This is a genomic window from Actinotignum inguinis (assembly GCF_051265835.1).
Taxonomy (GTDB): Bacteria; Actinomycetota; Actinomycetes; order Actinomycetales; family Actinomycetaceae; genus Actinotignum; species Actinotignum timonense.
In genome coordinates, this window is sequence record NZ_JBOZDP010000014.1 from 1 (window position 1) to 26005 (window position 26005).

Annotated in this window: 22 protein-coding genes; 6 read left to right on the top strand and 16 right to left on the bottom strand. The window is 60.9% G+C overall.

The genetic code is table 11. The features are described from left to right. Window positions 1–319: 319 nt before the first annotated feature. The 3 genes from ACRQFC_RS07090 to ACRQFC_RS07100 form a co-directional block, all read right to left on the bottom strand. Complete coding sequence (locus ACRQFC_RS07090) at window positions 320–853, bottom strand: CarD family transcriptional regulator (protein WP_016443353.1); 534 nt, start codon at window positions 851–853, stop codon at window positions 320–322. 236 nt (window positions 854–1089) lie between these two features. After that, window positions 1090–1779 carry a response regulator gene (locus tag ACRQFC_RS07095; RefSeq protein ID WP_026429031.1) on the bottom strand — a complete coding sequence of 230 codons (690 nt, stop codon included), beginning with the start codon at window positions 1777–1779 and terminating at the stop codon, window positions 1090–1092. 9 nt (window positions 1780–1788) lie between these two features. Continuing rightward, entirely contained in the window at window positions 1789–3024 is a 1236-nt protein-coding gene (locus ACRQFC_RS07100) for a sensor histidine kinase (protein ID WP_284897510.1), read from the bottom strand. A gap of 181 nt (window positions 3025–3205) precedes the next feature. Between ACRQFC_RS07100 and phoU the strand changes: the two genes are divergently transcribed. Further along, window positions 3206–3931: a phosphate signaling complex protein PhoU gene (gene phoU / locus ACRQFC_RS07105; protein WP_087070324.1), complete on the top strand. Its 726-nt coding sequence runs from the start codon at window positions 3206–3208 to the stop codon at window positions 3929–3931. A 102-nt stretch (window positions 3932–4033) separates the two neighbouring features. Here the strand turns inward: phoU and ACRQFC_RS07110 are convergent, their stop codons facing one another. From ACRQFC_RS07110 to adhE, 7 genes are all read right to left on the bottom strand, one after another. Then, window positions 4034–4903, bottom strand: a complete 870-nt coding sequence (locus ACRQFC_RS07110; protein WP_087070323.1) for an anchored repeat-type ABC transporter permease subunit — start codon at window positions 4901–4903, stop codon at window positions 4034–4036. Next, the gene (locus ACRQFC_RS07115; protein ID WP_284897508.1) at window positions 4900–5658 is read right to left on the bottom strand and encodes an anchored repeat-type ABC transporter ATP-binding subunit; all 759 of its coding nucleotides are present in this window, start codon (window positions 5656–5658) and stop codon (window positions 4900–4902) included. The genes ACRQFC_RS07110 and ACRQFC_RS07115 overlap by 4 nt, the downstream gene beginning before the upstream one ends. Next, a complete protein-coding gene (locus ACRQFC_RS07120) occupies window positions 5646–6809 on the bottom strand; it encodes a choice-of-anchor M domain-containing protein (protein ID WP_284897506.1) in 1164 nt (387 codons plus the stop codon). The genes ACRQFC_RS07115 and ACRQFC_RS07120 overlap by 13 nt, the downstream gene beginning before the upstream one ends. Then, window positions 6806–8575 (bottom strand): anchored repeat ABC transporter, substrate-binding protein, encoded by a 1770-nt coding sequence (locus ACRQFC_RS07125; protein ID WP_284897505.1) that lies wholly within the window; start codon window positions 8573–8575, stop codon window positions 6806–6808. Before ACRQFC_RS07125 ends, ACRQFC_RS07120 begins: the two co-directional genes overlap by 4 nt. Before the next feature lie 289 nt (window positions 8576–8864). Continuing rightward, the gene (locus ACRQFC_RS07130; protein WP_016443345.1) at window positions 8865–9602 is read right to left on the bottom strand and encodes a phosphoglyceromutase; all 738 of its coding nucleotides are present in this window, start codon (window positions 9600–9602) and stop codon (window positions 8865–8867) included. A gap of 131 nt (window positions 9603–9733) precedes the next feature. Beyond that, complete coding sequence (locus tag ACRQFC_RS07135) at window positions 9734–9886, bottom strand: hypothetical protein (protein ID WP_154653577.1); 153 nt, start codon at window positions 9884–9886, stop codon at window positions 9734–9736. Between the two features lie 113 nt (window positions 9887–9999). After that, window positions 10000–12918, bottom strand: coding sequence for a bifunctional acetaldehyde-CoA/alcohol dehydrogenase (adhE, locus tag ACRQFC_RS07140; RefSeq protein ID WP_284897503.1), 2919 nt, complete (start codon window positions 12916–12918; stop codon window positions 10000–10002). 523 nt (window positions 12919–13441) lie between these two features. On the opposite strand from adhE, the gene ACRQFC_RS07145 reads away from it, so the two are divergent. Then, the gene (locus tag ACRQFC_RS07145; protein ID WP_284897501.1) at window positions 13442–13690 is read left to right on the top strand and encodes a ribbon-helix-helix domain-containing protein; all 249 of its coding nucleotides are present in this window, start codon (window positions 13442–13444) and stop codon (window positions 13688–13690) included. 135 nt (window positions 13691–13825) lie between these two features. On the opposite strand, the gene ACRQFC_RS07150 is transcribed toward ACRQFC_RS07145, so the two are convergent. The 4 genes from ACRQFC_RS07150 to ACRQFC_RS07165 form a co-directional block, all read right to left on the bottom strand. Then, window positions 13826–15733 (bottom strand): KAP family P-loop NTPase fold protein, encoded by a 1908-nt coding sequence (locus ACRQFC_RS07150; protein ID WP_435732091.1) that lies wholly within the window; start codon window positions 15731–15733, stop codon window positions 13826–13828. Window positions 15734–15877: 144 nt separating this feature from the next. After that, window positions 15878–18070, bottom strand: a complete 2193-nt coding sequence (locus tag ACRQFC_RS07155) for an FtsX-like permease family protein (RefSeq protein WP_284897587.1) — start codon at window positions 18068–18070, stop codon at window positions 15878–15880. Between the two features lie 2 nt (window positions 18071–18072). Next, window positions 18073–18897 carry an ABC transporter ATP-binding protein gene (locus ACRQFC_RS07160; protein ID WP_284897598.1) on the bottom strand — a complete coding sequence of 275 codons (825 nt, stop codon included), beginning with the start codon at window positions 18895–18897 and terminating at the stop codon, window positions 18073–18075. 26 nt (window positions 18898–18923) lie between these two features. After that, a complete protein-coding gene (locus ACRQFC_RS07165) occupies window positions 18924–19445 on the bottom strand; it encodes a PadR family transcriptional regulator (protein ID WP_284897589.1) in 522 nt (173 codons plus the stop codon). Window positions 19446–19896: 451 nt separating this feature from the next. Here ACRQFC_RS07165 and ACRQFC_RS07170 point away from each other — a divergent pair, with 451 nt between their 5' ends. Genes ACRQFC_RS07170 through ACRQFC_RS07185 form a run of 4 tightly spaced genes read left to right on the top strand, consistent with a single transcriptional unit; the run spans window position 19897 to window position 23314 of the window. Then, window positions 19897–21048 carry a trans-sulfuration enzyme family protein gene (locus ACRQFC_RS07170; protein WP_284897591.1) on the top strand — a complete coding sequence of 384 codons (1152 nt, stop codon included), beginning with the start codon at window positions 19897–19899 and terminating at the stop codon, window positions 21046–21048. Between the two features lie 58 nt (window positions 21049–21106). Beyond that, window positions 21107–21886: a transporter substrate-binding domain-containing protein gene (locus ACRQFC_RS07175; RefSeq protein WP_284897593.1), complete on the top strand. Its 780-nt coding sequence runs from the start codon at window positions 21107–21109 to the stop codon at window positions 21884–21886. A 20-nt stretch (window positions 21887–21906) separates the two neighbouring features. Beyond that, complete coding sequence (locus ACRQFC_RS07180; RefSeq protein ID WP_026429043.1) at window positions 21907–22575, top strand: amino acid ABC transporter permease; 669 nt, start codon at window positions 21907–21909, stop codon at window positions 22573–22575. Further along, a complete protein-coding gene (locus tag ACRQFC_RS07185) occupies window positions 22568–23314 on the top strand; it encodes an amino acid ABC transporter ATP-binding protein (protein WP_284897595.1) in 747 nt (248 codons plus the stop codon). Before ACRQFC_RS07180 ends, ACRQFC_RS07185 begins: the two co-directional genes overlap by 8 nt. A 129-nt stretch (window positions 23315–23443) precedes the next feature. On the opposite strand, the gene ACRQFC_RS07190 is transcribed toward ACRQFC_RS07185, so the two are convergent. Continuing rightward, a complete protein-coding gene (locus tag ACRQFC_RS07190) occupies window positions 23444–24352 on the bottom strand; it encodes a GIY-YIG nuclease family protein (RefSeq protein ID WP_284883483.1) in 909 nt (302 codons plus the stop codon). A 148-nt stretch (window positions 24353–24500) separates the two neighbouring features. Then, on the bottom strand, window positions 24501–25586 hold the full coding sequence (locus ACRQFC_RS07195) for a hypothetical protein (RefSeq protein ID WP_284883482.1): 1086 nt from the start codon (window positions 25584–25586) through the stop codon (window positions 24501–24503). Between the last annotated feature and the right edge of the window lie 419 nt (window positions 25587–26005).

The window sequence follows — 26005 nt, forward strand, 5'->3', positions numbered from 1 at the left end:
AGTTCGATGGTTTAACGATTGTGGAACATCGTCAAGCGGTTTTAAGCGATAATGTCCAATAAACAGTCCGCAGCCCCAAATCGGGCCAAAATGGTGCGTGGATTTGCACCCTGTTGCGAGCTGAGGACAGCCCACCATGAGCGACTTGTTTTTTCTGCCCCGAGGCGCCCCGGGCCAGCTGGCAGCGTCGTCGAACCTTCATGCGTGAAGCGGCCCGGGAGAATTCCCGGACCGCTTCATTCACACGGATCTCAAAACGTCCCTGTGCTTCAAAACGAGCGTCCGCCGTGAAACGAAGACACCCCGCACCTCAGGCGAACTAGGCGGAAGCCGCGGCACCTTCTTCTGAGCTGCTTTCCCGGCCTTCGTTGCCTTCGGCGAGGATCTCATCGAGGAGTTCACCGGCTTCTTCTTCGCTCAATTCACGGGCCAGGGCAATTTCCGAGCAGAGGATCTGGCGGGCGCGCTGGAGCATCCGCTTCTCCCCCGCCGAAAGGTGGCGGTCGGTATCCCGGCGGGTCAGGTCACGCACCACTTCGGCTACCTTATTGACATCCCCCGAGGTGAGCTTTTCGGTATTCGCCTTGAAACGCCGGCTCCAATTGGAGGGTTCTTCCACATCCTGTTCGCGCAGGACCCGGAACACCACTTCAAGCTGATCTTCGTTGGAGACATCACGGACCCCAACTTCCTCAATGGATTCGGCCGGAACCTGAATGACCATATCGCCCTGCATGACGTTAAGCGTGAGGTAGGTGCGCTTTTCACCCCTGATAATCTTGTCCGAAATATCAGTAATTTCCGCTGCCCCGTGATGCGGGTAAATAACGGTTTCTCCGACCTTGAACGGCATTGAATCAGAACCCTTTCTCCGCTGCGCGTTCGCGCAATATGCGCATATCCGATAGACATTTTACCATTGACGGTGTAGTCTCTGATCTTTTTTGCGCTGCAAGCCACAAAGCGCCGAGATGCGGGCCACAAGTTCGCAGGCAGGCGGGCCGGCCGTAGTTCGCGGGAAGACCGGCCGCACGCTCACTCCGCATGCGGGAACGCAGGCAGCCGCCCGCACTCGCGCCCCGGCCGCAACTACTCAGAAACCAGCTTGTAGCCGAGCCCGCGCACCGTCACCAGCGCGGTGGGCGCGGAGGGATCCACTTCGATCTTCGAGCGAATCCGCTTGACGTGCACATCCAGAGTCTTGGTATCACCCATATAGTCGAGGCCCCAGATGCGGTCGAGGATCTGGGGGCGGGTAAGCACGCGATCCGGGTTACGCAAGAAGAGTTCGAGGAGTTCGAATTCCCGCAGCGGCATGCTGATGAGTTCCCCGCCCACGTAGACTTCGTGCTTGTCGGTATCCATTTCGACCCGGCCCACCCGCAGCACATCTTCGTCCACGTCGTCGGCGGCCCCGGTGCTGGCTCGGCGCAGCACCGCCCGCACCCGCGCCACCAGTTCCCGGTAGGAATACGGTTTGGTCACGTAATCATCCGCGCCGACTTCCAAGCCGACCACCTTATCGATTTCAGAATCCTTGGCGGTGAGCATAATGATGGGCACATCGGAGGTAGCCCGAATCCGGCGGCATATTTCCTCCCCGGACATCCCCGGAAGCATGAGGTCAAGAAGCACCACATCGGGGCGCGCCACCCGGAATTGTTCGAGGGCCGCGGTGCCGTCCGCGGCGGTGACCACCTCGTAACCGTCCCGGCCCAGGTTGAATGCGAGGGTATCGCGGTAGGTCGGTTCGTCATCAACAACAAGAATCGTGGTCATGGTGTTTCGTTACTTCCTCTCCGAATGCTCGAGCAGATCGGTTTCAAGACTAGGAGCCAGTTCAGAGTTATCGGCCGGCACAGAACTACCCGCCAACTCAGAACCAGCAGCAGTATCAGGAATATAGGGCTCGGGTAGGCAGATGGTGAAGGTGGAGCCCTGGCCTACCTTGCTCCACAATTTGATGCGCCCGCCGTGGTCCTGGACCACGTGCTTGACGATAGCAAGGCCAATCCCGGATCCCCCGGAATTGCGGTCCCTGGCGGCATCCCCGCGGTAGAACCGTTCAAAAATACGCTCGCGTTGCGCCGCCTCAATTCCTTCACCTTGGTCGACGACGGAAATAAGCACCTGCCCATCCGCCAGCGACGTTGCTACCGAGACCCGCCCGTGCGGCCGGGTGTAGCGCACCGCATTATCCAGAAGATTGCGGATCGCGGTGGCGAGCATGCGCCTATCGCCATACACCGTGAGCCCCGGCTGCCCGCCGCTCACAATTTTCACCCCGCGATTGGCGGCTTCCACATCCATCCGCGCAACCGATTCGGCCACCACCGCATCAACATCCACGAGCTCCGTGGTGGTCAGCGCATTACCCTCTTGGAGGCGCGAAAGCTCGATAATGTCCTGAACCAGGCCGCGCAGGCGCACCACTTCGGTATCCAGCTGGGCGGTGAAATGCCGCACCGCCTGCGGGTCATCCGCCGCGCTTTCCAGGGTTTCCACCAGCAAAGAAATCGCCCCCACCGGGGTTTTTAGCTCGTGGGACACATTGGCCACGAAATCCCGCCGGGTTTCCTCCAGTTTGAGCTTCTCGGTATTGTCCTCGAAAAGCACGAGCACCCGCCCGCCGGATAGCGGCGCCGCGTAGACCATCAAACGGGTATCGCTCTGATTTTTCAGCGTGGAGCGCTTAATGGAAAGCGGGCGGGAGAGAACCTCCCCGGTATCGCGCACCCGCGCCACCAGCTGGATGAATTCCGGGCGCACCAGGCGATCATCACGCACCAGCCCGAAACTATAGGCCTGGGTGGAAGCGCGTTCCACCACATCGAGGGCGGACACCAGCACAAAGAATTGCGGAATCGCCTCGAGGACTTTCACGGCATCCTCCACCGGCTCCACCGTGGTGGTCACCCGCAGCGGGCGCAGGGAACGCTGCGAATAGGCGAAAGCCAGGGAGGCGATAATGCCCACGGCGATGCCTCCGCACACCGCAGCAAGAACAGCGATTCCTTCTACCATGGTTCCAGACTAGCCTGTCCGAGCGGAGCCTGGCACGCCCCACAGCCCCGAAACCCCGCTATTTACCTACTGTTTACGCAATATGCCGCTAGTGTTAACCCCGTACTGCTGAAATGAAACCTGTGGTGCGCCGCCGTGCGCTACGAACGCGCCCGCGGGCGCACAGACATGAGGAGCTTTAATGCGTCAAGAATTCCGCAACGAAATGAAGACGCTCGAGGAAACGCTTGCCAAGCAGGCTCGCAGCGCCGCTCGGGCGATGGAACACGCCGCAGATTCGCTGCGGAACGCCAACCTGGCCCTGGCGGAATCGGTTATCGATGCCGATGCGAATATTGATGAGTTGCAGCGTCAGATTGAGGATATGGCTATTTCGCTGCTGGCGCGCCAGGCGCCGGTTGCCTCGGATTTGCGGACCGTGGTGACCGCCATGCGCATCGCCATCACCCTGGAGCGCATGGGTGATCTGGCCCGCCACGTTGCTTATATCGCGCGCGGGCGTTTCCCCGAGCGCGTGGTGGGTGGCCCCGGCTATGACCTGCTGGTGCGCATGGCTGATGAGGCCGTGCGGGTGGGCCGCCAGGTGGAAGAGCTGGTGCGCAAGCAGGACCTCGCCATCGCTGATGAAATCGATGAACGCGATGAGGTTCTTGACGATCTGCACCGCCAGTCCTTCCAGCTGGTGCTCGACGAAGATAACGGCATGAGCCACCAGGAAATCGTGGACGTGGTGCTGCTGGGTCGCTTCCTGGAACGCTACGGGGATCACGGGGTGACCGTGGCGCGCCGCATGCACTTCCTGGTGACCGGCCTGCGCGTGGATGTGGAGTCCACCCCCGGCACCGAAGAGGAAATGCTCGGCGGCGACTTCCCCGAAGGTTTCTCCGCCGGGGACATGGAAGACTAATCGCCGCCTCGCCGCTCCGGCCAGGTTCGCGAGCCAGCTCAGCTCACTAGCCAGCTAGGCTCCCGCGGCCGGCCGGCCGCGGCGCCGTCGTTCGGGCCTGTACTACACGCGGTCGCTGACGCGTGCGGTGCGGGCCCGCACTAGTTTCCCGCGCACCGGAACACTCAACCACACGAGGGCGAAGAGCGCCGTCGTCACTAAAACAATGGCCGCGCCCGCGGGAATATCCGCCGCCCAGGACAGCCACACCCCCACGAAAGCGCTCGCGCACCCGAGAAGCGGGGCGAGGAGCATCATCGTGCCCACGCGGTCGGTGAGGAGGCGCGCGGTGGCGGCCGGGGTGACGAGCAGCGCCAGCACCAAAATATTGCCGATGGATTGCACGGAAATGACCACCGCGAGCGCCACGGTGAGGTAGAGGCACACGTCGACGAGCAGCACCCGGGTGCCGGTGGCGCGCGCGAAATCGCGGTCCACGCTCACGGAGAGCAGCGCCGGATGGAGCACGGCCAGGAACAGCAGCACGGCCGCGGCCACTACCGCGGAGGTGAGCACGTCGGAACTATCCACGCCGGTGAGCGACCCGAAGAGGAAGGATTCGAGGGAACCGGTGTAGCCGGGGATGCGCGCGATGAGCGCCACGCCGAAGGCGAAAGCCGCGGCCATAAAGATGCCGATAATGGAGTCTTCGCGCAGGTTGCGGTTTTGTGAGGCGAGCGCGATCAGAAGGGCGACGACGCCGCCCGCGACCGCTCCGCCCACCAGAATGGACCCCTGGAGCGCGAAAGCGATAACGATGCCGGGGAAAACGGCGTGGGCGAGGGCATCTCCCAGGAAGGACATGCCGCGCAGCACCACGTGTACGCCCACCGCTCCGCACACCACCGCGGAGAGCATGGCAACCAGCAGCGCGCGCGGGAGAAAGCCGAGTACCGGATTGGACAGGTCGGCCAGGAAATCAAAGAAACTCATGCTTTCACCATTCCGAGGACGCGCAGCAGCGGCGAAGAGGCCCGCACCTGGAAGGTTTCCATCCACAGGTCGGCGCGGAGGATATCGGCGGGCGGGCCGGCCGCGATAATTGTGCGGTTGAGGAGGGCCACGCGGGTGGAAATATCGACGGCCTGGGTGAGGTCGTGGGTGGACATAATAATTCCGGCCCCGCCGGCGCGCAGCGAAAGGAAAAGATCGGCCAGGGAATCCTGGGTGGGGTGGTCGAGCCCGGTGAAGGGTTCGTCCAGGAGGAGGATGGCCGGGTCGCGCACGAGGGCGCGCGCGATGAGGATGCGCTGTTGCTGCCCGCCGGATAGCTGCCCGATGGGACGACGGCGCATCTCGAATAAATCGACCCTGTCGAGCGCCGCATAGACTTTTTCCCACGCGCTTCGCCCGAGGCGCGCCCGGGCGAGCAACCCGCGGCGTTCCAGTCCGGTGGCCACCAGTTCCTCCACGCTCATGGGGTAGCCCCATTGGGTGGCGCGGGACTGGGGCACGTAGCCGATGGCGCGGTGCGGGCGGCCGGGCCGGACCCGCTCCCCGCGCACCTCGACCGTGCCGGCTGCCGGGGTGAGCAGGCCCATAATGCTGCGCATAAGGGTGGTTTTCCCGGCGCCATTCGGGCCGATGAGGCCAACGAGCTCGCCGGCGGCCACCTCGAGATTCACATCGCGCAGCACCCGCACTCCGCCGAGCACAACCGCGAGGTCACGGACCGTTAGCGCTGGCACGATTCCTCCTCTGCCTCGCCATCACGGGCCTGGGTGCGGGCCGCGAGCGCGGCCTCCTGGTGGCGGCGGCGCGAGGCGCGCGCCCCGATAAATCCGGCGGCAATGAGGATCACCGCGCCGGCGCAGCCGATAACCACCCAGCGCAGCGGGATTTCCGCTTCGCCGGCGGCCGAGTTCTGGGAGCCCTGCGCGCCGGATTGTGCCGAACCGGACTGCCCCGCGGCGGATTGCCCGGCCTGCGCGTTATCCGCGGCCGAGCCGCTGGCAGCTGCGCCTTCGCTCCCGGCCGGCCACTGGGCCGCGCGGGCGTCGTCGGCAGAAGTATTCGCGCCCACCGCGAAACGTAAGGTTACGGTTTTCTCCACCTGGGTACCGTCGGTGAGCTGGGCGGATACCGTGAGGCGCACCAGGTGCACGCCGGGCTGGGTGAAGACCCAATTCGCGTGGGTGTGGGTATTGAGAGAGACGTGCACCGGCTGCGAAGTGGCGACTTCGGAATTCCACAGCAGGGTAGGCCCGGAGAAATTACCCGAATCGACGAAGGCGGTGAACTGGCCTTCCCCCGCGTGCCCGCCGTAGGTGAGGGCCACATCGCCATTGACGCGGCTGACCACGCCCGGGTCCTGGGTATTCCAGCCGAGCCACACCACATCGGCGAGCTGCTGCTGCGGGATCACGTAGGCCGGGCCGGAGGCGTGAATAAAGGAATAGGAATCGGTAGCGGGCACCTCCATGCGAGCGGCCTCCCCCACTCGGAAGACCACGTCGTCCACGGAGCGCCACACCGGCGCGGCGCCCGAGTCATCGCGCACCAGGAAATCCCAGCCGGCATCGGTCAGCCGCGGGCCCATATCCACGTGCCCAGAGCTGATCTCCACCGGGGTGCCGGTCGGGGCAAGTTGCTCGTCCCCGCTCACCGTTTGGGTGAGGGCCGGATCGACGGCGGTGCTGGAGCCGCTCCCGCTAGTGGAGCCCGGCGCGGCTGAGGGCTGCGCGGGCGCCGGGTCCGGATGGGCGAAGGCCCGCGCGGGCATGGCCAGCACCAGAGCGCAGCTGAGCGCAGCAAGGACCAGCGCGGCGAGCAGGCGGGCGCTAACAGAGCGGACGGCGCCGGAACGTGCGCTCAGGTGCGCGGTAGAGAATCGAGTCATGAGTTGTCCTTCGTGGGTTCGGTAGCGGGAAGCTGAGCGACGGGCGGCACGGCTTGCGAATCAGGTTGCGGCGCAGCGCCCGGGTCTGCGTGCGCATCGGGCGCGGTAGGTAGGGGCAGCCGCGGCACCTGGTAATCGGGAGGCCAGGCCGGCAGCGCGCCCGAATCGAGGCAGCTTTTCAGGGCGCGGCCATTGGCGATCATCATGGCTTCGTAGGTGGTGGCGGCGCCGTCGAAAGAATCAGAGTAGAGCTGGCAGACCACCACCCCCGCCGCGCCCGCCACGGCCCGCAGCTCCCCGGCGTGCGAGGCCGTGGTTGGTTCCCCGAAAACCGCGGGAACGCGCAGGTCCAGGAGCGTATGGGTGAGATTGGCGAGCTGGCGCGCGGAAGGCTCCAGCGCCGGATTCGGGGTGACGAAACCGACCGTGTCCAGGCCGTAGGCACGCGCCAGATAGCCGAAGCCGTCATGCGCGGTTACGAGCTTGCGTTGCCGCGCCGGAATAGAGGCGACGACGCCGCGTAGCCACTCGTCCACGCCCCGCAATCTGGCGATATACGCCTGCGCATTGGCCGCGTAGGTGGGTGCGCCTTGCGGATCCAGGGCGCTGAGCTCGGCCGCGATGGTTTCCACATAGGCGATGGCATTCGAGGCATCGAGCCACAGGTGCGGATCCACATCGCCGTGCACGTGTTCGCCGAGCACCGCCTGGGCCAGCACCCAGCTGGTATCCCCGGCCTTCCCTAAGAAACGCCAGGCGGGATCGCCGGGAATCTGGGTGGCCACGGTATGGGGCACCGCCACAACCGCGCTATCCGGGGAAACTTCGGTGGTGCGGGCCGATTCGATTTCCCCGCGCAGGGTAATGGCACCGCTATCGGCCATGGTGATATCCACGTGGCCGGCGTCAATCACCCGGCTGCGCCCGGTGGTGGCCGGATCTACTCCAACGGCAAAGACCACCGTGCCCTCCCCTAGGCTGCGGCTCTCCCCGTTCTCCTGCACTTCGGCGCGCATGCGCAATTCGTAGATGCCGGGGGCGGAAAAAGCCCAGGACATATGGGTATGGGCCTGAGCGGGAAGATCCACGTGGCCGAGGTCCTCGCGCGAGGAATCAATATAGACCTTGGGTTGCCCGAACGTTCCGGTGGTGAAAGCGGCGAGGGTGCCCGGGCCGGTGATCGAGACCGCCCGCAGCGAAACAATGGGAGCCGAAGTGGTGGGGGCGGAAGGGGCGGCGGCGTCGTTCACCTCCCGTGATTGTGCGGCAACGGGTGCCCCGGCACGGAAGCCGAGCCACACGGTACTGAGCGCTGCGTCTTCAACGAGTGCGATGTGGCGTGCGCCGTACGCGACGGCCGCCTCACCCAAACCGACGTTTTTTACGCCGGGGCGCCTGGTAGCATCCATGGTGGCGAGCAGCGCTTGGTCCTCCAGCAGCAATTGGTTGGAGAAGACGATGTCCGCCCGGGCCAGTTCCCGCAAGGACCGCAGTGACGGTTCAAAAGAATGCGGGTCTGCCCCGGGCGGCACGAGGGAAGTCACCTCACCCCGCTCGCCCAGAACATTCTGGGCGAGGTCCGCGAGTATCGGAGTGGAGGCGACAACCCGTGGCGCATCGGAATTCCGATCGCCAGTTTCGGCGCGGGTCCTCACTCCCGCGGCCGAAACACTACCCGCCAGCGCTTCCTGGCTCCCACCGGAAGGGATACCGGCAGGGCAGACCATCGCGAAGATGGACGCGATGGCGGGTAGCAGCTTCATCATGCTCGGACACACACCTCCGGATACGTGAATCCAGGCCGCCGGGCGGCGGCGCTGCGCTCGGCTTTCAGGCCGGGCGCTTCCCAGGCAGCGGCCGAGCCGCTCACAAGCCGTAACGATAACCGTTATCATTACCAGCTCAATGGTAGGGGGTGGGGCGGGGATGGACAAGTCCCGGCCGCACTGCCGTGACTGAGTTAACAGCAACAGGGCCCCGGTCTGACCGGAGCCCTGCATGCTCAGCTCGCTAGCTCAGCGCTAGCAGCTGCGAATTACGTGCGCATGACGCGAATTACTTGCCCTGGTTGGCAACTTCCGCGATCTTCTTCTGCGCTTCGGGATCGAGGTAGGTGCCACCCTTCTTCACGGGCTTGAGGGTTTCCTCATCAAGCTCGTAGACCAGCGGAATGCCGGTGGGGATGTTCACACCCACGATGTCATCATCGGAGATGTCATCAAGGTACTTGACGATGCCGCGCAGCGAATTGCCGTGCGCCGCGATCATGACGGTTTTGCCGGTCTTGATAGCGGGGACGATATCGGATTCCCAGTAGGGCAGCGCGCGCGCCAGCACATCCTTGAGGCATTCTGAGCGCGGGATCGGCTCACCGGCGTAGCGGGGATCCTGATCCTGCGACCATTCCGAACCGAGCTCAATGGCCGGCGGCGGAACATCGTAGGAGCGGCGCCACTGCATGAACTGCTCTTCGCCGTATTCGTCGCGGATTTCCTTCTTGTTCTTGCCCTGCAGCGCGCCGTAGTGGCGTTCGTTGAGGTGCCAGGAACGCTGCACCGGAATCCAGTGGCGATCACATTCATCCAGGGCAATATTCGCCGTGGTGATCGCGCGCCGGAGCAGCGAAGTAAAGAGGAGGTCGGGGAGGATGTTGTTCTCCTTAAGGAGCTTGCCGCCGTGAGCGGCTTCCGCGCGCCCCTTTTCCGAGAGCGGCACATCAACCCAACCGGTGAACAGGTTCTTTGCGTTCCAATCGCTCTCACCGTGGCGGAGCAATACCAGTGTGTAGGTCATATTGTTATTCTTTCATGTCGCGGCGCGGGTTACCACGCCCTTTGCCTAGAACTTAAAGGGGAACGACGACGCCGTACGCACGCGCCCGGCATCACTGCCGGCCGCGTGCGCGGGGCTGGGCCACCAGCGGCTTAGCAGCCCGGCGCGTTCGATTCCACCGAGCACGATCCGGGGCCCGAGGAGCTCGGGTCGGAACTGGGGTTATCCGAAGGGGACGAGGAACACGAGGCCAGGGCCAGGGAGCACAGCAGTGCGCCCGCCACAGTCAGTAGTTTCTTCTTCACCTTACCCACTCTACCGATGGAAGCTCGCCGCGGGCGAGCCTTGAGGCCTAGCGCGGCGAGCGCCGGACTGCGTGTCCCCGGCGCCCGCCACCTGCCAGGCTGGCTCTGCCGGCTTAGTTCGCCGCGCCTTCAGCTGCGCCGTCGTTCTTCTTTTCCGCCTTGGCGCCCTTCCCGGAAGCCTTTGCGGAAGCGGGCGAGGCGCCCTCGAGCTGGGTATCGACGAGCTCTTCGGCGGCCGGATCATCCTGATCGGCTTCGGCGTGCTCGAGGCTGGCCTTGGCCTTGTGATCGTAGATCTCTACCTGGGCGTTCGTGGCCGATTGCGAGGCCGAAGGCCGCGAGGAGTCACCCTTGCGTGCCTTCGCCGCGCGGCGGCGGGCCGCCTCACCGGTGCCGAGGTCAGCGAGCACATCCACGCCGCGCGAGGCGGTGTAGCCCACTTCGCCTTCGAAGGCATCCACGATGAGAGTGCGCAGCTCGGAGACGAGCGGGGCCTTCGGGTTGGCCGGGGTGCACTGGTCTTCCAGGGCACGGTCGGCCAGCCAGTCGAGCTTGGGCTCGAGCGCTTCCCAGGTCACCCCGTTGGCCTTGAGGCTCATCTCGATACCGAGATCCTCGGCGAGCTTGGTGACCTCGTCAATGAGGGACTGCACGCCCTCTTCGGTGGTCGAGGCCGGGAAGCCCATGTACCGCGCGAATTCCGCGAGGTCTTCATCGGCGCGGTAGTGCTCGTAGGCCGGGAAGATGGAGTGCTTGTAGGGCTTGGTGGCGTTGTAGCGAATAACATGCGGCAGGAAGATCGCGTTGGTGCGACCGTGCGCAATATCGAATTCACCGCCAACCTTATGCGAGAGCGAGTGGACAATGCCCAGGAACGCGTTCGCGAAGGCCATACCGGCCATAGCCGAGGCGTTGTGGACCTTTTCCTTCGCTTCCATATCGCCATCCAGCACGGACTTGCGCAGGTTCGCGAAGATGAGCTGGGCGGCGCGGATGGACAGGCCGCGGGTGTAATCGCTGGCCATCGTGGACACGTACGATTCAATCGCGTGCGTGAGCGCGTCCATGCCGGAATCGGCGGCGGTGCGCGCGGGCACCGAATCCACGTACTGCGCGTCCACAATCGCCACATTCGGGGTAATCGCGTAATCGGCGAAGGGATACTTGACGTGGGTTTCGGCGTCGGTAATCACCGCGAAAGGCGTACATTCCGAACCGGTACCCGAGGTGGTCGGGATGGCCACGAACTGCGCCTTGCGCCCCAGCTTCGGGAAGCGGTAGGTGCGCTTGCGAATATCCATGAACTTCTGCTTCATGCCGAAGTACGAGGATTCGGGGTGTTCGTAGAAGAGCCACATGGCCTTCGCGGCGTCCATGGGAGAACCGCCGCCCAGGGCGATAATGCAATCGGGCTGGAATTCTTCCATGAGTTTCGCACCGCGGAACACCGTGGTCGAGGAGGGGTTGGGTTCCACGTCCTGGAAGATGTTCCAGGCGACGTCGTCCCGGCGGGCCTTGAGGTGATCGATAATAACGTCCACGTAGCCGTTCATGACCATGCCCGGGTCGGTGACGATGAAGACACGCGAGATCGCGGGCATCTTCTGCAGGTACTGCGTGGAGTACCGCTCGAAGTACGTCTTCGGCGGAACCTTGAACCACTGCATATTGTTACGCCTTTCCGCAATTCGCTTGATATTAATAAGGTCGACGGCGCTGACGTTATGCGAGACGGAATTCCGCCCGTAGGAGCCGCACCCGAGCGTCATGGACGGGATGAGGCCGTTGTAAACGTCGCCGATGCCACCCAGCGCGGAAGGAGCGTTGACGATAATGCGGCAGGCCTTCATACGCAGGCCGTATTCGCGCGCCACGTCCTTATCTTCCGTGTGGATCACCGCGGTGTGGCCCAGGCCGCCGAAACGCAGCAGCTTTTCGGCCACGTCGAAGCCTTCGGCGTCGCTTTCCACGGTGGTGTAGCCGAGCACCGGGCACAGCTTCTCACGCGAGAAGGGTTCTTCGGGGCCCAGGCCCTCCAGCTCAACAAGGAGGATCTTCGTGCCGGTGGGAACGTCAATGCCCGCACCTTCGGCAATGCGATCCGCGTTCATACCCACAACGTCCGCACTGATCGTGCCATCCGCCTTGACCATGAACTTCGCGAGCTTCTTCTTTTCCTCCGGGGTGACGATATGGCAGCCCATGCGCTCGAATTCGGCGAGCAGTTCTTCGCGGATCGAAGCATCGATAACGAGGGACTGTTCGGAAGCGCAGATCATGCCGTTATCGAAGGTCTTCGAGAGGATGAGGTCGTTAACGGTGCGCTTGATCTTGGCGGTCTTGTGCACGTACACCGGGGCGTTGCCCGGGCCCACGCCCAGGGCCGGCTTGCCGGTGGAGTAGGCGGAGGCCACCATGCCCGCTCCCCCGGTGGCGAGGGCCAGGGAGATGGAATCGTGGTTGAGCAGGGTCTTCGTGGCTTCCAGGGAGGGAGTTTCGATCCACTGGATGCAGTGTTCGGGGGCGCCGGCGGCAATCGCGGCGTCCAGCATGACCTGCGCGGCCAGCGCCGAGGACTTTTGCGCACTGGGATGGAACGCAAAAATAATCGGGTTGCGGGTCATAATCGAGATGATGCACTTGAACATCGTGGTGGACGTCGGGTTGGTCACCGGTGTCACCCCGGCGATCACGCCCACGGGTTCGGCAATTTCGATAATGCCCTTTTGCTTGTCCTGGCGAATAATTCCCACGGTGCGGTCATACTTGATGGAGTTCCAGATGTATTCCGTGGCGAAAAGATTCTTGATGCACTTATCTTCGTAGAGGCCGCGGCCAGTTTCTTCAATGGCGGCCTTGGCGAGCACCATGTGCTGATCAACCCCGGCAAGGGCCATCGCGTGCACAATCGCATTAATCTTTTCTTGATCGAAGGCATCGAATTCTTCGAGGGCGGATATTGCCTGCGATGCCAAGCGATCGATCATGTCACCAACGTCGGTGCGGTCACCAATTTGCTGAGTGGTAGCCATAGTTCGCTTTCTCCCGATGGATCCGCGCCTGTGTCACCTTCGGCATATAGCGTTGCCCCGCGCTGCGGGAGGCCCGCCGTGCGGGAGAACGCCGGCTCTTGACGAACCACGCGCGTTTCCGTGCGAGCCGTGATGCCGGTTGCCGGCTCCATCGTCGCTCGCGCCTTTACCTTAGCGAATGAAAGATGCTTGCGTTGTAGCGCAGCTCGCACCGGGCGCGCCGCGGGATGAGCGCGGGGAAAGTCGGGACTTTCTGCCTGTTACCTGCGGTTTTACGCGTGGAAAACGCACTGAAAAGCCCTGAAAATTCCTCAGAAAATCGCGGCTCGCGCGCGCGGCGCGACGCGAAAAGTAAAAGTCAGACAACTTCGCGGGACTGATGTCCCCTTCTTCGCCTCCCGCAAAGTTATTTTTTTCACGACGGCGCTAGCCGGGCAAGGCGTGCTTAGGCGGGCGGAGTGGAGCTTCGCGGAGCTCCGCTCATGCCGTTGGCGGGATGCCATTTCCGTATTACGATAATTGCATGGCTGAAACGATCAAGGGAATACCGGTTACCGAAGAACAAATACAGACATGGACGGCCGAAGCGGAAGCGGGCTACGATGTCGACGCTCTTACCAAACGGGGGCGGGGACGCCCCGGGCGAGGCGCTGTTCCCAGCCAGGTGGTTGCCGTCCGTTTCACGCCAGAGGAAATCAAAGCCATTGACGCCCGCGCTCGGGAGCTCAATGTGACACGCTCCGAACTGATTCGCGAAGCCGTCTTAGCGTGACAATCGGGCTGCACCTGGTAGCGCTGCAACACCACGTCGCCCACGAACTGACCCCGGCCCTGGCAACCACAAAACGGTTACCAGGGCCGGGGCTTTCGCAAACATACTCGCTACCACATCTCTATGAGAATGCGATCACTCCTGCGGGCGCCGATACAGCTTCGCAATGAAGCTTGCGGCTTTCTTGGCGCCGCCCTCCGTTGCGATGTCTTTAATTTTCAGAGGCGGTGAGGACTTCGGGCTGTGACTGATATTCAAACCCAAACTCTCTGCTTCCTGCTGACACTTTTCAAATACATCAGGCTCCAAATAGTTTCCAAACGCAACATGCATTCGACTTCGCGCATAGGACACCTCGCAGAAACGGCGACTTTGCACCCGATCAATCATCAACTCCGGCTTAAGTGACTCGTAGCTCCAGTATGCTCTCGTTTTACCAGCAGAAATGGCATCTCCCCCAAATTCACGATTAATCTCGTCATCGAAAGCTTTCAGGAGATTTTTTGCCTGTTTATATTCGGCGGGTATTCCCCTAAGTCGCGTGTCAAGATCCACCAAAACCGAGGCACCACTTCGCCGCAAAGCAGAGTCAGCGATGTCACCCGCCCCAACAGCTGTGACAGCAGCGACGCCAAGTGCCGCTGCGATGCGCTGCGCAGCTTGTTCGCGATCATCTTCGGCGCCCTTCTTTTTATCACCAGGTACAAAGAAATGGTTCATGACTTCTTTAAAGAACTTTGTTGCAGCGCCGACCCGCGAGCGGTCTAAACCCCATTCCTCAAGTTGGTCACTCTCAATTTCACCCGCCCGAATGCCTGTGAGTTGTTCTATAACTTCATCGAAAAAGTCAACGGGGTCCTTGTCGAATATCATTTCCCGCATCAGATTCTCAAAAATTTGCGGGAACGCGGTCTGGAAAGCGAGAGCGGCAAAGAGATCGAGCGGCGAAGGTTGCGCGTTTCCGTTATCTACGACGCTTTTACCTTTAGCGCTTTCAACACCTTGGATTGTCGTCAGGAGGCCAAAGGTGTTGATGAGACGCTTGATTGAGCGCGGATTGGTACCGACGGAGAAAAGAACGAGATTTCTAAAGCCTTCAAACTCAGGTCCTTCTTTGTCGATCTCAATTCCGATAGCCTTGAGACCTTCCCCGAGCAGTCCTTCAATGGAATATGAACCAACAGGAAGATTGAACGGAATTTGGATGATTTTATCGAAGAAAGCGCGTGCCTTGGATTCTTCGAAATCGTTCCCATACTTGGTTTTAACTCCGCTGGCAACCACAGAGAAGTCAATAGCCAGCACGAATACACAGCCCTTGATATTGAGGAAGACTTTGAGAGCTTCCATGACTTCAACGGCTCGAGCGGGCTCCAGGCGATCCAAATCATCAATAAACACAAACAACCGTTTTGCAAGCGGTTTCTCGCCCTCTCCCGCCGTCACAATGGTGTCTACAAGTTCCTCGAGCTCGGTACGGAGCTTTGAAATAGACCGAGTGACATCAGGAGCTTCTTGCGGAGCCTGACTGGACTTGGTGCTATCAAGCCCCTCCTTCACTGCATCGGCAATGTCGACCACCAGCCCAGCACCAGCAATATTCGCAGTCTTACGAGCTAAGGGAGCTAGAAAACGAAGAACTCTCCTCCCCTTTGCTTTAATTTTTTCGACTTTGGTCTCAAGCCTGGAATCGTTCGCGGTTTCAAGCGCTTGAACCCGTTCAGTGATCCGATCAATGATCTCCTTAATAAGGGAAAAGACCAGCTGTTCACCTAAATCGAACTGCGAATACTGCCAGGTATTGAAGTCGATGACCCAGTAGTCATCCTTAGAAGGTTTTTGAAGTTCCTTTTTTATCGCCCATAGTGCGGTGGTTTTCCCGGAACCCCAATCTCCTTGAATCGCTGCTGTCATCGGCGTTGGACAATGGGTGATGTATGTCGAGAAGCCTTCGATATACGACCCCATCCCAAGGTGATCATTGGGGGAAGGCTCGTCACTGAATCCAAGTTCCTCGTTGAATCCAACTTCTTTGTCGGTCATAGTGCCTCTTTCATAGCGGGTTAGTTAGCGGCATAAACGAATCATTGCGCGTTGCCCCCCTGTCAAGCACCTTTGTTTTCCGGCCAGAAATCAAGGTTTAAGCGGCATACACCGAATACAAACGCGGCGGGCTACTCCTGATCGCTACTCCTGGGCGTTATTGGCCGGCTCGCTCACCCGGCGCAGCGCGGGCACGAGCGCCAGGACAGCGAGCAGAGAAAGCACCAGCGCGGCCAGCAAAGCCACCAGCAGCACGGGAGAGAAAGAGGCATCCAGGGAAACCGAGCGCATCTCCATGAGCAGCCAGCCCGCACCGAAACCGGCCGCCGTTGTGATTGTGGCGATGACCGCCAGCGGCAGCACCGACTCCACCACGAGCATGGCGGCCAGCTGGCGCACCTGCATGCCGCTCAGGCGCAGGGTCAGCAAAGAGCGGCGTCGTTCCAATAACCCCGCGTACGTTGAGACCAGCAGCGACACAATCGCCACCGCAAAGGTCAGCGCAATTCCGGCGTAGACCAGGTAGGTCATCGTCTCCACGGTCTTATCCACCGCCACCGCGAGGCCGCGCCCACCGGCAAACACATACACGCCGCCCGGCTCTGTAAGCTGCGCATTCATGAGGACCGTGCGCACGGCCTCAATATCGCCCGGCTCGCGCAGGTCCAGCAGCACCGCGCGCGCCTCCCCGGAAATATACGCGTTGTAACTTCCCTGCACGGTTTCGGCTAACTGCGTGGCATCAGGAGCTTCGACGACGGCGCCCGGCGCATCCGCCAGATCCCAGAAATTCACGCCGATCACGCCACTGCCCTGGCACGTGAGCCCCACAGCGCGAGCGGCGGTATCGCAGGGAAGCACCACCCAGGATCGCGCGAGATAAGGCACCGTGAGGGCCCTCGCCCCCGGAACATTCGCGGGAATCGCCCGGGCCGCGGCCTCGGCCTGCTCCGGGCTGAGGTTCGCGAGCACCGCGGTGGTAGCCGGCATCTTCTCAGCCACGGTCGGCACCTGCGCGCCCAGGAAATCCACCTCGGAAACAGTCGTAATAAAGAAGGTACCTGCGAAAAGCGCGAGGATCACCCCGGAAACCGAGCGGGCAATCCGCCCCGAATGTGCCCGCACGTATTTTTGGCCAATAATCATGGGCGCCCGCCGCGCCCAGCGCGCACTCAGACCAGCCAGCGCGTAGATCAACCAGCGCGCCGCCACCACCAGGCCGAGCATCATGATAACCAGCGCAATCAGGAAAAGATTTTGTTCGGTGCCGGTGGCGTGATCCGGCTCGCTGGTGACATACAGGTAGCCAAAGATCGCGCAGGCCAGCGCAATACCGGCGAAACTGAGCGGAGAGGGGCGGGTGAGGGTGCGGCGTCGTCGTACCACCCCCAGGGGCGTGGCATCGATGCGCCGCAGCCCCCACAGATTCGCTCCCACCACCATCGCAATAATCGCGAGCGCGGTGAGCACGTAGGCCAGCGGCGTAACCGCGAGGGACTCGGCCCAATAGCGCCCGCGCGCCAGCGGAATCTCCGCGAGAAGCGGCCGCGCCGCCGTGAAAAGCGCCGCGCCCAGCACGTACCCGGCCGCCGCTCCCACCAGGGCCTCAAGAATAAGAATCCCGCGCACCTGCTGCCGGGTAGCCCCCACCAGGCGCAAAGTGGCGTAGCGCTGTTCGCGCTGGGCACTGCCGAGCGCCGCCGAAATGGAAATAAGGAAGAGCACCGGGAACAGCAGCACCACCAGGCCGATGAGAAGCAGAATGAAATTCGGGTCGCTTCCGCTGGAGCCGGCCGGCTCGAAGGACGCGAGACTGCGGGCATCCTCCACTTCGCTCAGATCGGTGCCCACCACAGCGAGGAGGTCGTCCGGGCCGTTGGTGAGCTCCTGCGGCAGCGTGCCCCGGTCCACGCGCCCGAAGCGGTTGGCGACCGCGGGATTTGCGCTGGTTTCCAGCAGGGTACGAGTCCCGCGCGAGAGCAGGTATTCGCCGCGGCCCGGCCAGGTAATGCCGTGCAGTTGCGCCGGATTGCTCACCCCCGCCGCGTCCACATACACCACCTCGACCTGCGCTCCACCGATCACCGCAAGGTCATCGATACCGGGGCGATACATTTTTATGTGCGACGACGCCGCAGCTGCGGGCAAATCCGAAACAAAAGGTGCATCGTGCAGGGTGTCCTCCCAGGATTCGGCGGTGCGATCCAGGGTGGCGTGGGTGAAAGCCGCGAAGGCAAGCAGGAGGACGGTTCCGAAAGCGACCGCGCCGGTGATGAGGGCGAGGCGGCCTTTGGTGCGGCTGAGGGATTGGCGTACCACGATCCAGGCCATATGCATGGTTATGCCTCCAGGATTCCGTCGCGGACGATGATCTCGCGGTCCGCGTAGGCGGCGATGGTTGGTTCGTGGGTGACGAGCACCACGGTCATGGCGTGTTCGCGGGCCAGTTGGACCAGGCCGCTCATGACGTATTCGGAGTTGAGGGAATCGAGGGAGCCGGTGGGTTCGTCGGCGAAAAGGATGCTGGGGTGCGGGCTCAGCGCGCGGGCGATGGCGATGCGCTGGGCTTCCCCGCCGGACATTTCGCCAGGCAGGGCCTTCGCGTGGTCCGCCAGGCCGACACGTTCGAGCCAGCGGTACGCGGTGGCATAGGCGGCGCGTTTCTTGGTGCCGCCCAGGAGGAGCGGCACCGCGATATTATCCAGGGCGGTGAGCTCCGGGACGAGCTGGCTGAATTGGAAAACGAAGCCGAAATCCTCGCGGCGCAGCCGAGTGCGGTCGTTATCGGAGAGCGCGGTGAGCTCGCGGGGGTAGGACGCGGCCGCGGCATCCGGGGCGCTGGGCTGGCTCGCGAGCTGGCGTGCGGGCGAAGAATCCGGGGCGCGGCGCGAGTCCGCCGGTGCGCTGTGCCGGTCCGCTGGGGTTGGGCCGAAGTACGTGACCGTGCCGCTATCGGGAAGTTCGATACCGGCCAGGGCATGGAGCAGGGTCGATTTACCCGAGCCGGAGGGCCCCATAATCGCCAGGACTTCCCCGCGGCGAATATCCACGCTGACGCCGCGCAAGGCAGCGGTTTTGCCGTAGCTTTTCGCGAGGTCGCGGGCGGAAAGGATGATATCGCTCGCGGCTGTTGCGGCTGTTGTGCGCGTAGCCGCCGGGCTCATATCCGCGCCGGTCACAGTGGGATTGCTCATAGCTCCTCCTTGAGCTGGTCGAGGCGCGAGGAGGTCAATTGGATCCACCGCAGATCGGCCTCGATATGGAAAATGGCGCTGTCGAGAAGAAGTTTTTCGGCCAGCGGGGCATTCTGTTTGCGAGTGGTGAGTTCACGCATGCGCTGCTGATGGGTGGCACGCTGCGCTTTGAGATAGCTAGAGGCATCTCCGGTGACGAGGAGCGAGAGAATCGTTTTGAAATAGAGGTCTTCTTGGAGGGCGAGCGCCGGGACTTCCGGGGTGGCCAACCATTCACGCAGCGCGTTTTCCCCGGTAGTGGTGAGAGCGTAGCGCGTGCGGCTCGGGCCACCCGAACTTTCATGAACATCGACCTGCGCCACCTTGGCATCGCGGGCCAGCCGCGCCAGGGTGGCATACACCTGGCCGGCCAAAATCGGCTTATCGCCCGCGAAGTAGCGGTCGTAGAGCTTTTTCAGCTCGTAGCCGTAATTCGGTTCGCGGGTAAGCAAACCGAGGAATGCGTACTGAACTTCCATCCCGATACCAACTATTCACTCAGTAACTAGTTCTACTAGTCACCGAGTGTATAGCGGCCAGTACAGGGAGCGCAAGGAGCGTGGGAGCCGTAGCGAAAACTAAGTGCACCGGGCGGGTTGCGGTGATAGCCACACGGGCACGCGGGGCGGCAGGCGCGGCGTCGTCGTTACTACCGCAGGTCAAGGAGGCAAAAACCGCAAACGATTTTCCCACTCAGTTTGCGTCGCGCGGATTTTGCCATTACTCTTTCAACCATGGCTTTCAACACCGCTGCATTCGTATCCGCCTCCATGGCTCTGGGTACCTGCATGTGTATGTGCATGCGAATGTGCATGTGCCGCTAAATTCAGTTAGCGCATTTTCATCGCCGCATCGCCCGTAGTGGGCACAATTCCCTTATTTTTCGGATAGCAATATCCGTAGTTTCACGCACCCAAAAATGGATTAACTATGCCTAAAACTCTATCTTTTGCCACCCGAGTCGTTAACGATTACTCCGCATCGCGCCCGGATGACCAGTACCGCGCGGTGATCCCGCCTATTTATTTGGCCTCCACGTTCGAGCAGCCCACCGACGGCTCGGCCGGACCGTACGGGTATCAGCGCAGCTCCAACCCGACCCGCGGCTCCGTCGAATCCGCGGTCGCGTACGTGGAAGGCGCCGAGCACGCCCTGGCTTTCGCCACCGGAATGGCTGCAACCGCAACGGTATTTTCCTCCCTGACCACAGGCGACCGGGTTTTACTTACCTCCTCGGTGTACGGAGGCACGTTCCTCTTTGTTGATGAATTTTTCGCACGCCGCGGGATAACCGCCGAGTTCGTCGACGATTTCAACGAGCTGACCGAGATTCCCGAGGATACCGCGCTGGTATTTCTGGAATCGCCTACGAATCCCACCCTGCGGGTGACCGATATTTCTCATGTTGTGACTTTGGCGAAAAAAGTTAATGCCAAGGTTGTTGTTGATAATACGTTCTCAACCGCCTACTTGCAAAAGCCCCTGGAACTGGGCGCAGACGCCGTGGTTTATTCGGGAACGAAGTATTTCGGTGGGCACTCGGACGTTTTAGCGGGCTTCATTTTAACGAACGACGACGCCTGGTATGCCAGCCTGAAAATAGCCTCCAAGGCGCTGGGTAATCCCCTCTCCCCTTTCGATTCTTATTCGATTCTGCGCGGGTTGAAAACGCTTGTTATCAGGCTCGACCGGCAGCAAGAAAACGCCGCAATCCTGCGGGACTACCTTGAAAATCACCCGGCAGTTTCGCGAGTATTGGCTCCGGGCTGGTATTCCCCCAAAGAAAAGGAGATTCACGCCCGTCAGTCGAAGGGCGACGGCGCGCTCTTCGCCTTTGAGCTCGCTGAAGGTATCGACTTCCACACCTTCGCGAAGAATTTGAAGCTTATGCGCTTCGCGGTTTCCCTGGGCTCCGTGGAAACTCTCATCTGCCACCCGGCAAGCATGATCCACGAAAATCTCACCCCGGAAGAACGCGAAAAGGCGGGCATCTCTGATCGCCTGCTGCGCTTATCCGTTGGCATTGAGGATGCTCACGATCTCAAGGCCGACCTAGAAAATGCCCTGTCCGCTATCAACTAAGGGAACCATCAGGTACCCAAACTATTAATCACCCCAACCATCAATTAAGGGAACCACAATGAAGAAAATAATTAAGGTGCTGGCTGCCGGCCTTGCCGCTGCGACCGTACTGAGCGGTTGCGGCGCCAAGAAAGACGCGCTCGCCCAGGTAGAAGAATCCGGAAAACTCAAAGTGGGTATCGAAGGAACCTTCGTGCCCTACGGCTACCACGACGAGTCGGGCAAACTGGTGGGCTTTGAGGTGGAAATCGCCAAGCTCATCGCCCAAGACCTCGGCGTTGAACCCGAATTCGTTGAGACAAAATGGGATTCGCTCATTGCCGGCCTTGATACGGGCAAATATGACATCGTCATCAATAACATTAACCCGACCGAAGAACGCCGGCAGAAATACGATTTCACCAACCCTTACGCCATTTCTCGTTCCGAGATTCTGGTGAAAAAGGGCGCCGGTATTACCAAGCTGGAGGATCTGAAAGGCAAGAAGTGCGCCCAGACTCCGTCTTCTGACTACGGTCAGACTGCCGCCGCGGCCGGAGCCGAGATTGTACCCACCCAAGGTTTTTCGGAATCAACCCAGCTGGTCATTAACGGCCAGGCAGACTGCACGGTCAACGACGTGGTGACGGTTTCTGACTTCCTGAAGAAGACCACCGCAACCGATCTGGACGGCATCAAAGTTCCCGGCGGCGAGCCGGTCCAGATTTCGGTCATGCTAGCCAAGGGCTCCGATCCCCTCAAGGACAAACTCAACGAATCTATTGCCAAGGGCCTCAGCAACGGCTCGTACGCACAGATTTTCGAAAAGTACATCGGCGAAGATATTTCGCCTAACTAAGCCCATATAAAAGGTACGTCATGAATACGATCACGCTATGGCTCGAGTCTTTTCCGCAACTCTTAGAAGCCACGTTAAAAGTTACGATTCCGCTTTCGCTCATCTCTTTCGCGATTGCGCTCGTGTTGGGCATCATCACCGCCCAGTTGAGGCTATCGAAGAGTCGGATAGCTCGAGCCATAGCGTGGTTCTACGTGTGGATTTTCCGCGGCACCCCGCTCCTCGTGCAGCTATTCATTGTCTTTTTCGGGCTACCCAAGGTTGGTATCACGCTATCGGCCTGGCTCGCCGCGATCATCACTTTTTCCCTCAACACCGGCGCGTATATCTCCGAGGGAATCCGCGGGGCGCAACTCTCCATCCCCTCCGGCCAGTGGGAGGCCGCATCCACCTTGCGGCTCACGCATTGGCAAACACTGCGGCACGTTATTGGCCCGCAGATCTGGCGAATCGCCCTGCCCTCGATCAGTAACGAGTTCGTGAACCTGGTGAAATCAACGTCGCTGGCATCCGTTATTACTATTTCCGATGTTTTCCAGATCGGCCAGCAAATCACCGCGCGCGTCTATGAGCCGCTGGTGCTGTACGTTGAAGTTGCCGCGATTTACCTCGCTATCTGCACCCTGCTGACCTGGCTGCAGGCATACCTAGAAAAGAAAACCTCCAAGCACGTGGTGAAAAATGATTGAGATTAAAGACCTAGCTAAAACCTTCGGCACTGATATCCACGCCTTAGGGGGCGTCACCGCGAGCTTTTCGCCCGGCAAGACGACCGTGATCGTGGGCCCATCCGGTTCCGGTAAATCCACGCTGCTGCGCACGCTGAACCTGCTGGAGATCCCCAATTCCGGGAGCATTCGGGTTGAGGATTTCTCGCTTAGCTTCCCCGCCCAGGTCACGCGGGCAGATAAAGAAAAAATCCGTTCGCATTCCGCGATGGTTTTCCAGGGTTTTCACCTATTCCCGCACCTGACCGTGCGCGAGAACGTTGAACTTGCGCCACGACTGCACGGAAAAAACCAGAAAGCCGCGCGGGCCGACAGCGAATTATTACTTGAGCGAGTTGGCCTCAGCGCGAAAACAGATGCGTATCCTGCCGAGCTTTCTGGCGGCCAGGCCCAGCGGGCGGCAATCGCCCGGGCACTAGCCATGCGCCCGAAGTATCTTTTATGCGACGAACCAACCTCAGCGCTGGATCCGGAGCTCGCCGCCGAGGTGTCCAAGGTTCTTTCCGAACTAGCCAGCCAGGGGCAAGGCTTGATCGTGGTGAGTCACGATATGAATTTCACCAGGCGCGTGGCCGACCAGGTGGTTTTCTTGGACGCGGGCCATATCCAGTACGAGGGCGCCCCGGAAGATTTCTTCACATCCACGAACGAGCGCATCGTGAAATTCCTATCGGTGTACGACCCGTCAGAAAACCTGTAGGGCGCGGCGCGCGGTTTGCGGCCCCGGGCGGTTTCTGGCGCGGCGCGGCTTGCGGTGATAGCCAGGCGGGCGCGCGGCCCGGCAGGCGCGGCGTCGTCGTACTAACATAGCGCGCACCTGCGCGCGTTCCTAGGCGTTATCCGCTTCCCATTCGCCGAACGTGCGGCCGTCATCCGCGAGCCATTCGCGCCGGCCGTTCGAGGAGCGCCCCAGGATCACCGCGGCCGCGGTGGAAGGCGAGCCGAAGGCAATATCGCGGGTGAGAACCGCAGTGCCGCCGGAAATTTTTATGGAACCATCGTCGACGAGCTTGTGATGCAGCGCGGCGTAGCTGGTGTAGGAGCGGAGCGTCGATTCGGAGGCGCCGCGCAGCTGCCATTCGGCGACGACGCGCGAACCTTTGAGAACGAAGTACTCGCCATCCACCAGCTGCATCGTGGCATCCACCCCTTTATTGGCCTGGCGCAAGTGGAATAGCGCGGACGTGGGCGCGGGCGTTTCGGGAGCGGGAGCAGCGGGAATCGTGGAACGCGAACGCAGCACATTCACGCCGAGAATCGGAAGAATGACCTTGACGTTATCCAGGAAAGATTCCGCCGAGGCCTGCTGCCCCTCCGAAAGCTTGCGCAGCCGCGGGACCTGCTTGTTATCGGGCATGGAACAGCGCTCGGCGGCCTGGGCAATATCCACGAGGCGCGACTCCAGGTAACCCCAATGCCCTTCGTTGAAAGATTTTTGCATGCTGCCGATAATGACGACCCGGTTCCATTGCGGTTTGCGCTGGTCGTGGGTGCGCAGGCGCTCGCTGAAATTTTCGGTTTTACCGATGTAGCACCAGGTGTTATCGATGGCGTCCGGGTCCGCGCCGAGGAGGAGGTAGACGCCGTTGCCGTGGGCGTCTTCGCGGCGCAGCAGTTCCGATAACTGGTCGCGGCGTGCAGATACGACGACGCCCGTCCAGTCGGCGATGCTTGCCGTCATGATCCCGCCGGGCGTGCCATCCACCAAGAACAGCTCAATCGCTTTGCCTCGCGCCATGCCACCAGTGCCTTTCCGTGGGTTCTATCAGGGGTTTACCTAGACGCGGCTGCGTTCCGCGCCTAGGTTCCCCCGATGTGCCGATGCTCCTCTCAGATTCTATGTGAAAGTGCAGCAGCTGCGACTGGGCACGACTATCGCCACGCAATTAGTCGCGTAGCCTCCGTAGGCTTATGCTTCCCACGCTGATGAGGACGCCAGCGAGAACGGCCAAAGGCAGGGTAACTGCGCCGGTATGGGCCAAGCTCGTGCCAGTGCCGCCTGTATTACGCGGGTGGTTCGGGGTGGGCGAGGTTGGTGGTTCTGTTCGTGCTGGTGGAGTAGCTGTTAGCGACGGAATCGTGGTTGGTGTTGGCGTGAGACTCGGTGTTGGAGTAGAGCTCGGTAACGGAGTGAGTAGGGCCGGCGGCGGAGTGTTCACACCTGACGTTGGGGTCGGGTCGGGAGCGGGTTCCTCTTCTTCCTCATCCTTGGGTTCGGAAGGCTCAGGTTTGTCAATAGGTTCCGGCGGGCACAATTCATTGGCACTCAGCACCTTCGAGGCGACTACGTCTTCCGTATCCTGAGTTCGCGCAATTAGCGATAATTTAGTTCCCGCAACCAAGTTATCGCTTGGGACGTTGAGGTCGAGATTCTCAAAGGTTGTCGATTCGCCGAAGTAGCTATCGCCAATCTTAAGCCGATACGTAGGGACGCGGTTTTCTACGGCTGGAGTGGTAACTCCAATATTTTTCCATTCGCCCCAGCGCGTCTCGCGCGCAAGGTACGTTATCGTTACCGGCTTGGCAGCTTGGGCATCGCTCGTTAGGTCAAGTTCACCGTCACAATTAAAGTAATGTGGTATGCCCAGAGTAACTTTGGGATTGCCCTCCTCATCTCTGACGATGAGCGCGGATTGAATTGGATTCGCGGGTTGCCACTTGCAGTTATAGGTATCATTGATGCGTAGCTTCAGAAAGGGCGCCGCGAAGCTAGGCTTGCCATGCCCACCCGCGAGAACGACCTTCATGGAGAGTTTGAGGCGGTACTTCCGTTTCGTTTCCGTCACACTAAGCCTGGTTTCGCCCTTATCACAACCCGTATTAATGCTGATTCGTGAGAATTTCTGAATGCTCCCCCTGCCGTATTCCGCATTCTCATTACTCCCCACACCAAGGGCCACTGGGGTGGCCATACCCAAAGAGAGGAAAGCGATAGCAACTCCCGCGATTGATCGGAGCAAGAGATCCTTCATTCATTCACCCCAATTCCAGGACAAATAATGGTTCATTCATATCTCCAGTGTTGTTCCGCGCCTCGCAGTAGGTGGCAGTGTGGAATTCGCACAGTTCCACATATCCAACGAGCAGGGACGACACGGGCGCAACACCTAAATCGTTTTACATGTTAACACGCAAACATACTTAGTTTTGGGACTAAATATAGTGATATAAGGGCGATATATTTCCAATATGTTTATATTTGATTCTTACCCCATCTCTTGACCATTCCGCGCGCCACTATAGCATTGCAGCTAGCTTAGAACACACTCCCGCCTGGGCAAATACACCCATCCACCAATACCGCTAGCAAGCCCCGCAATTTGGCTGCCAAATAGTAAAAAGCGGCAAATATTTCGCTGTGACGAATTTACCACCGGCGATGAGCGCCCAA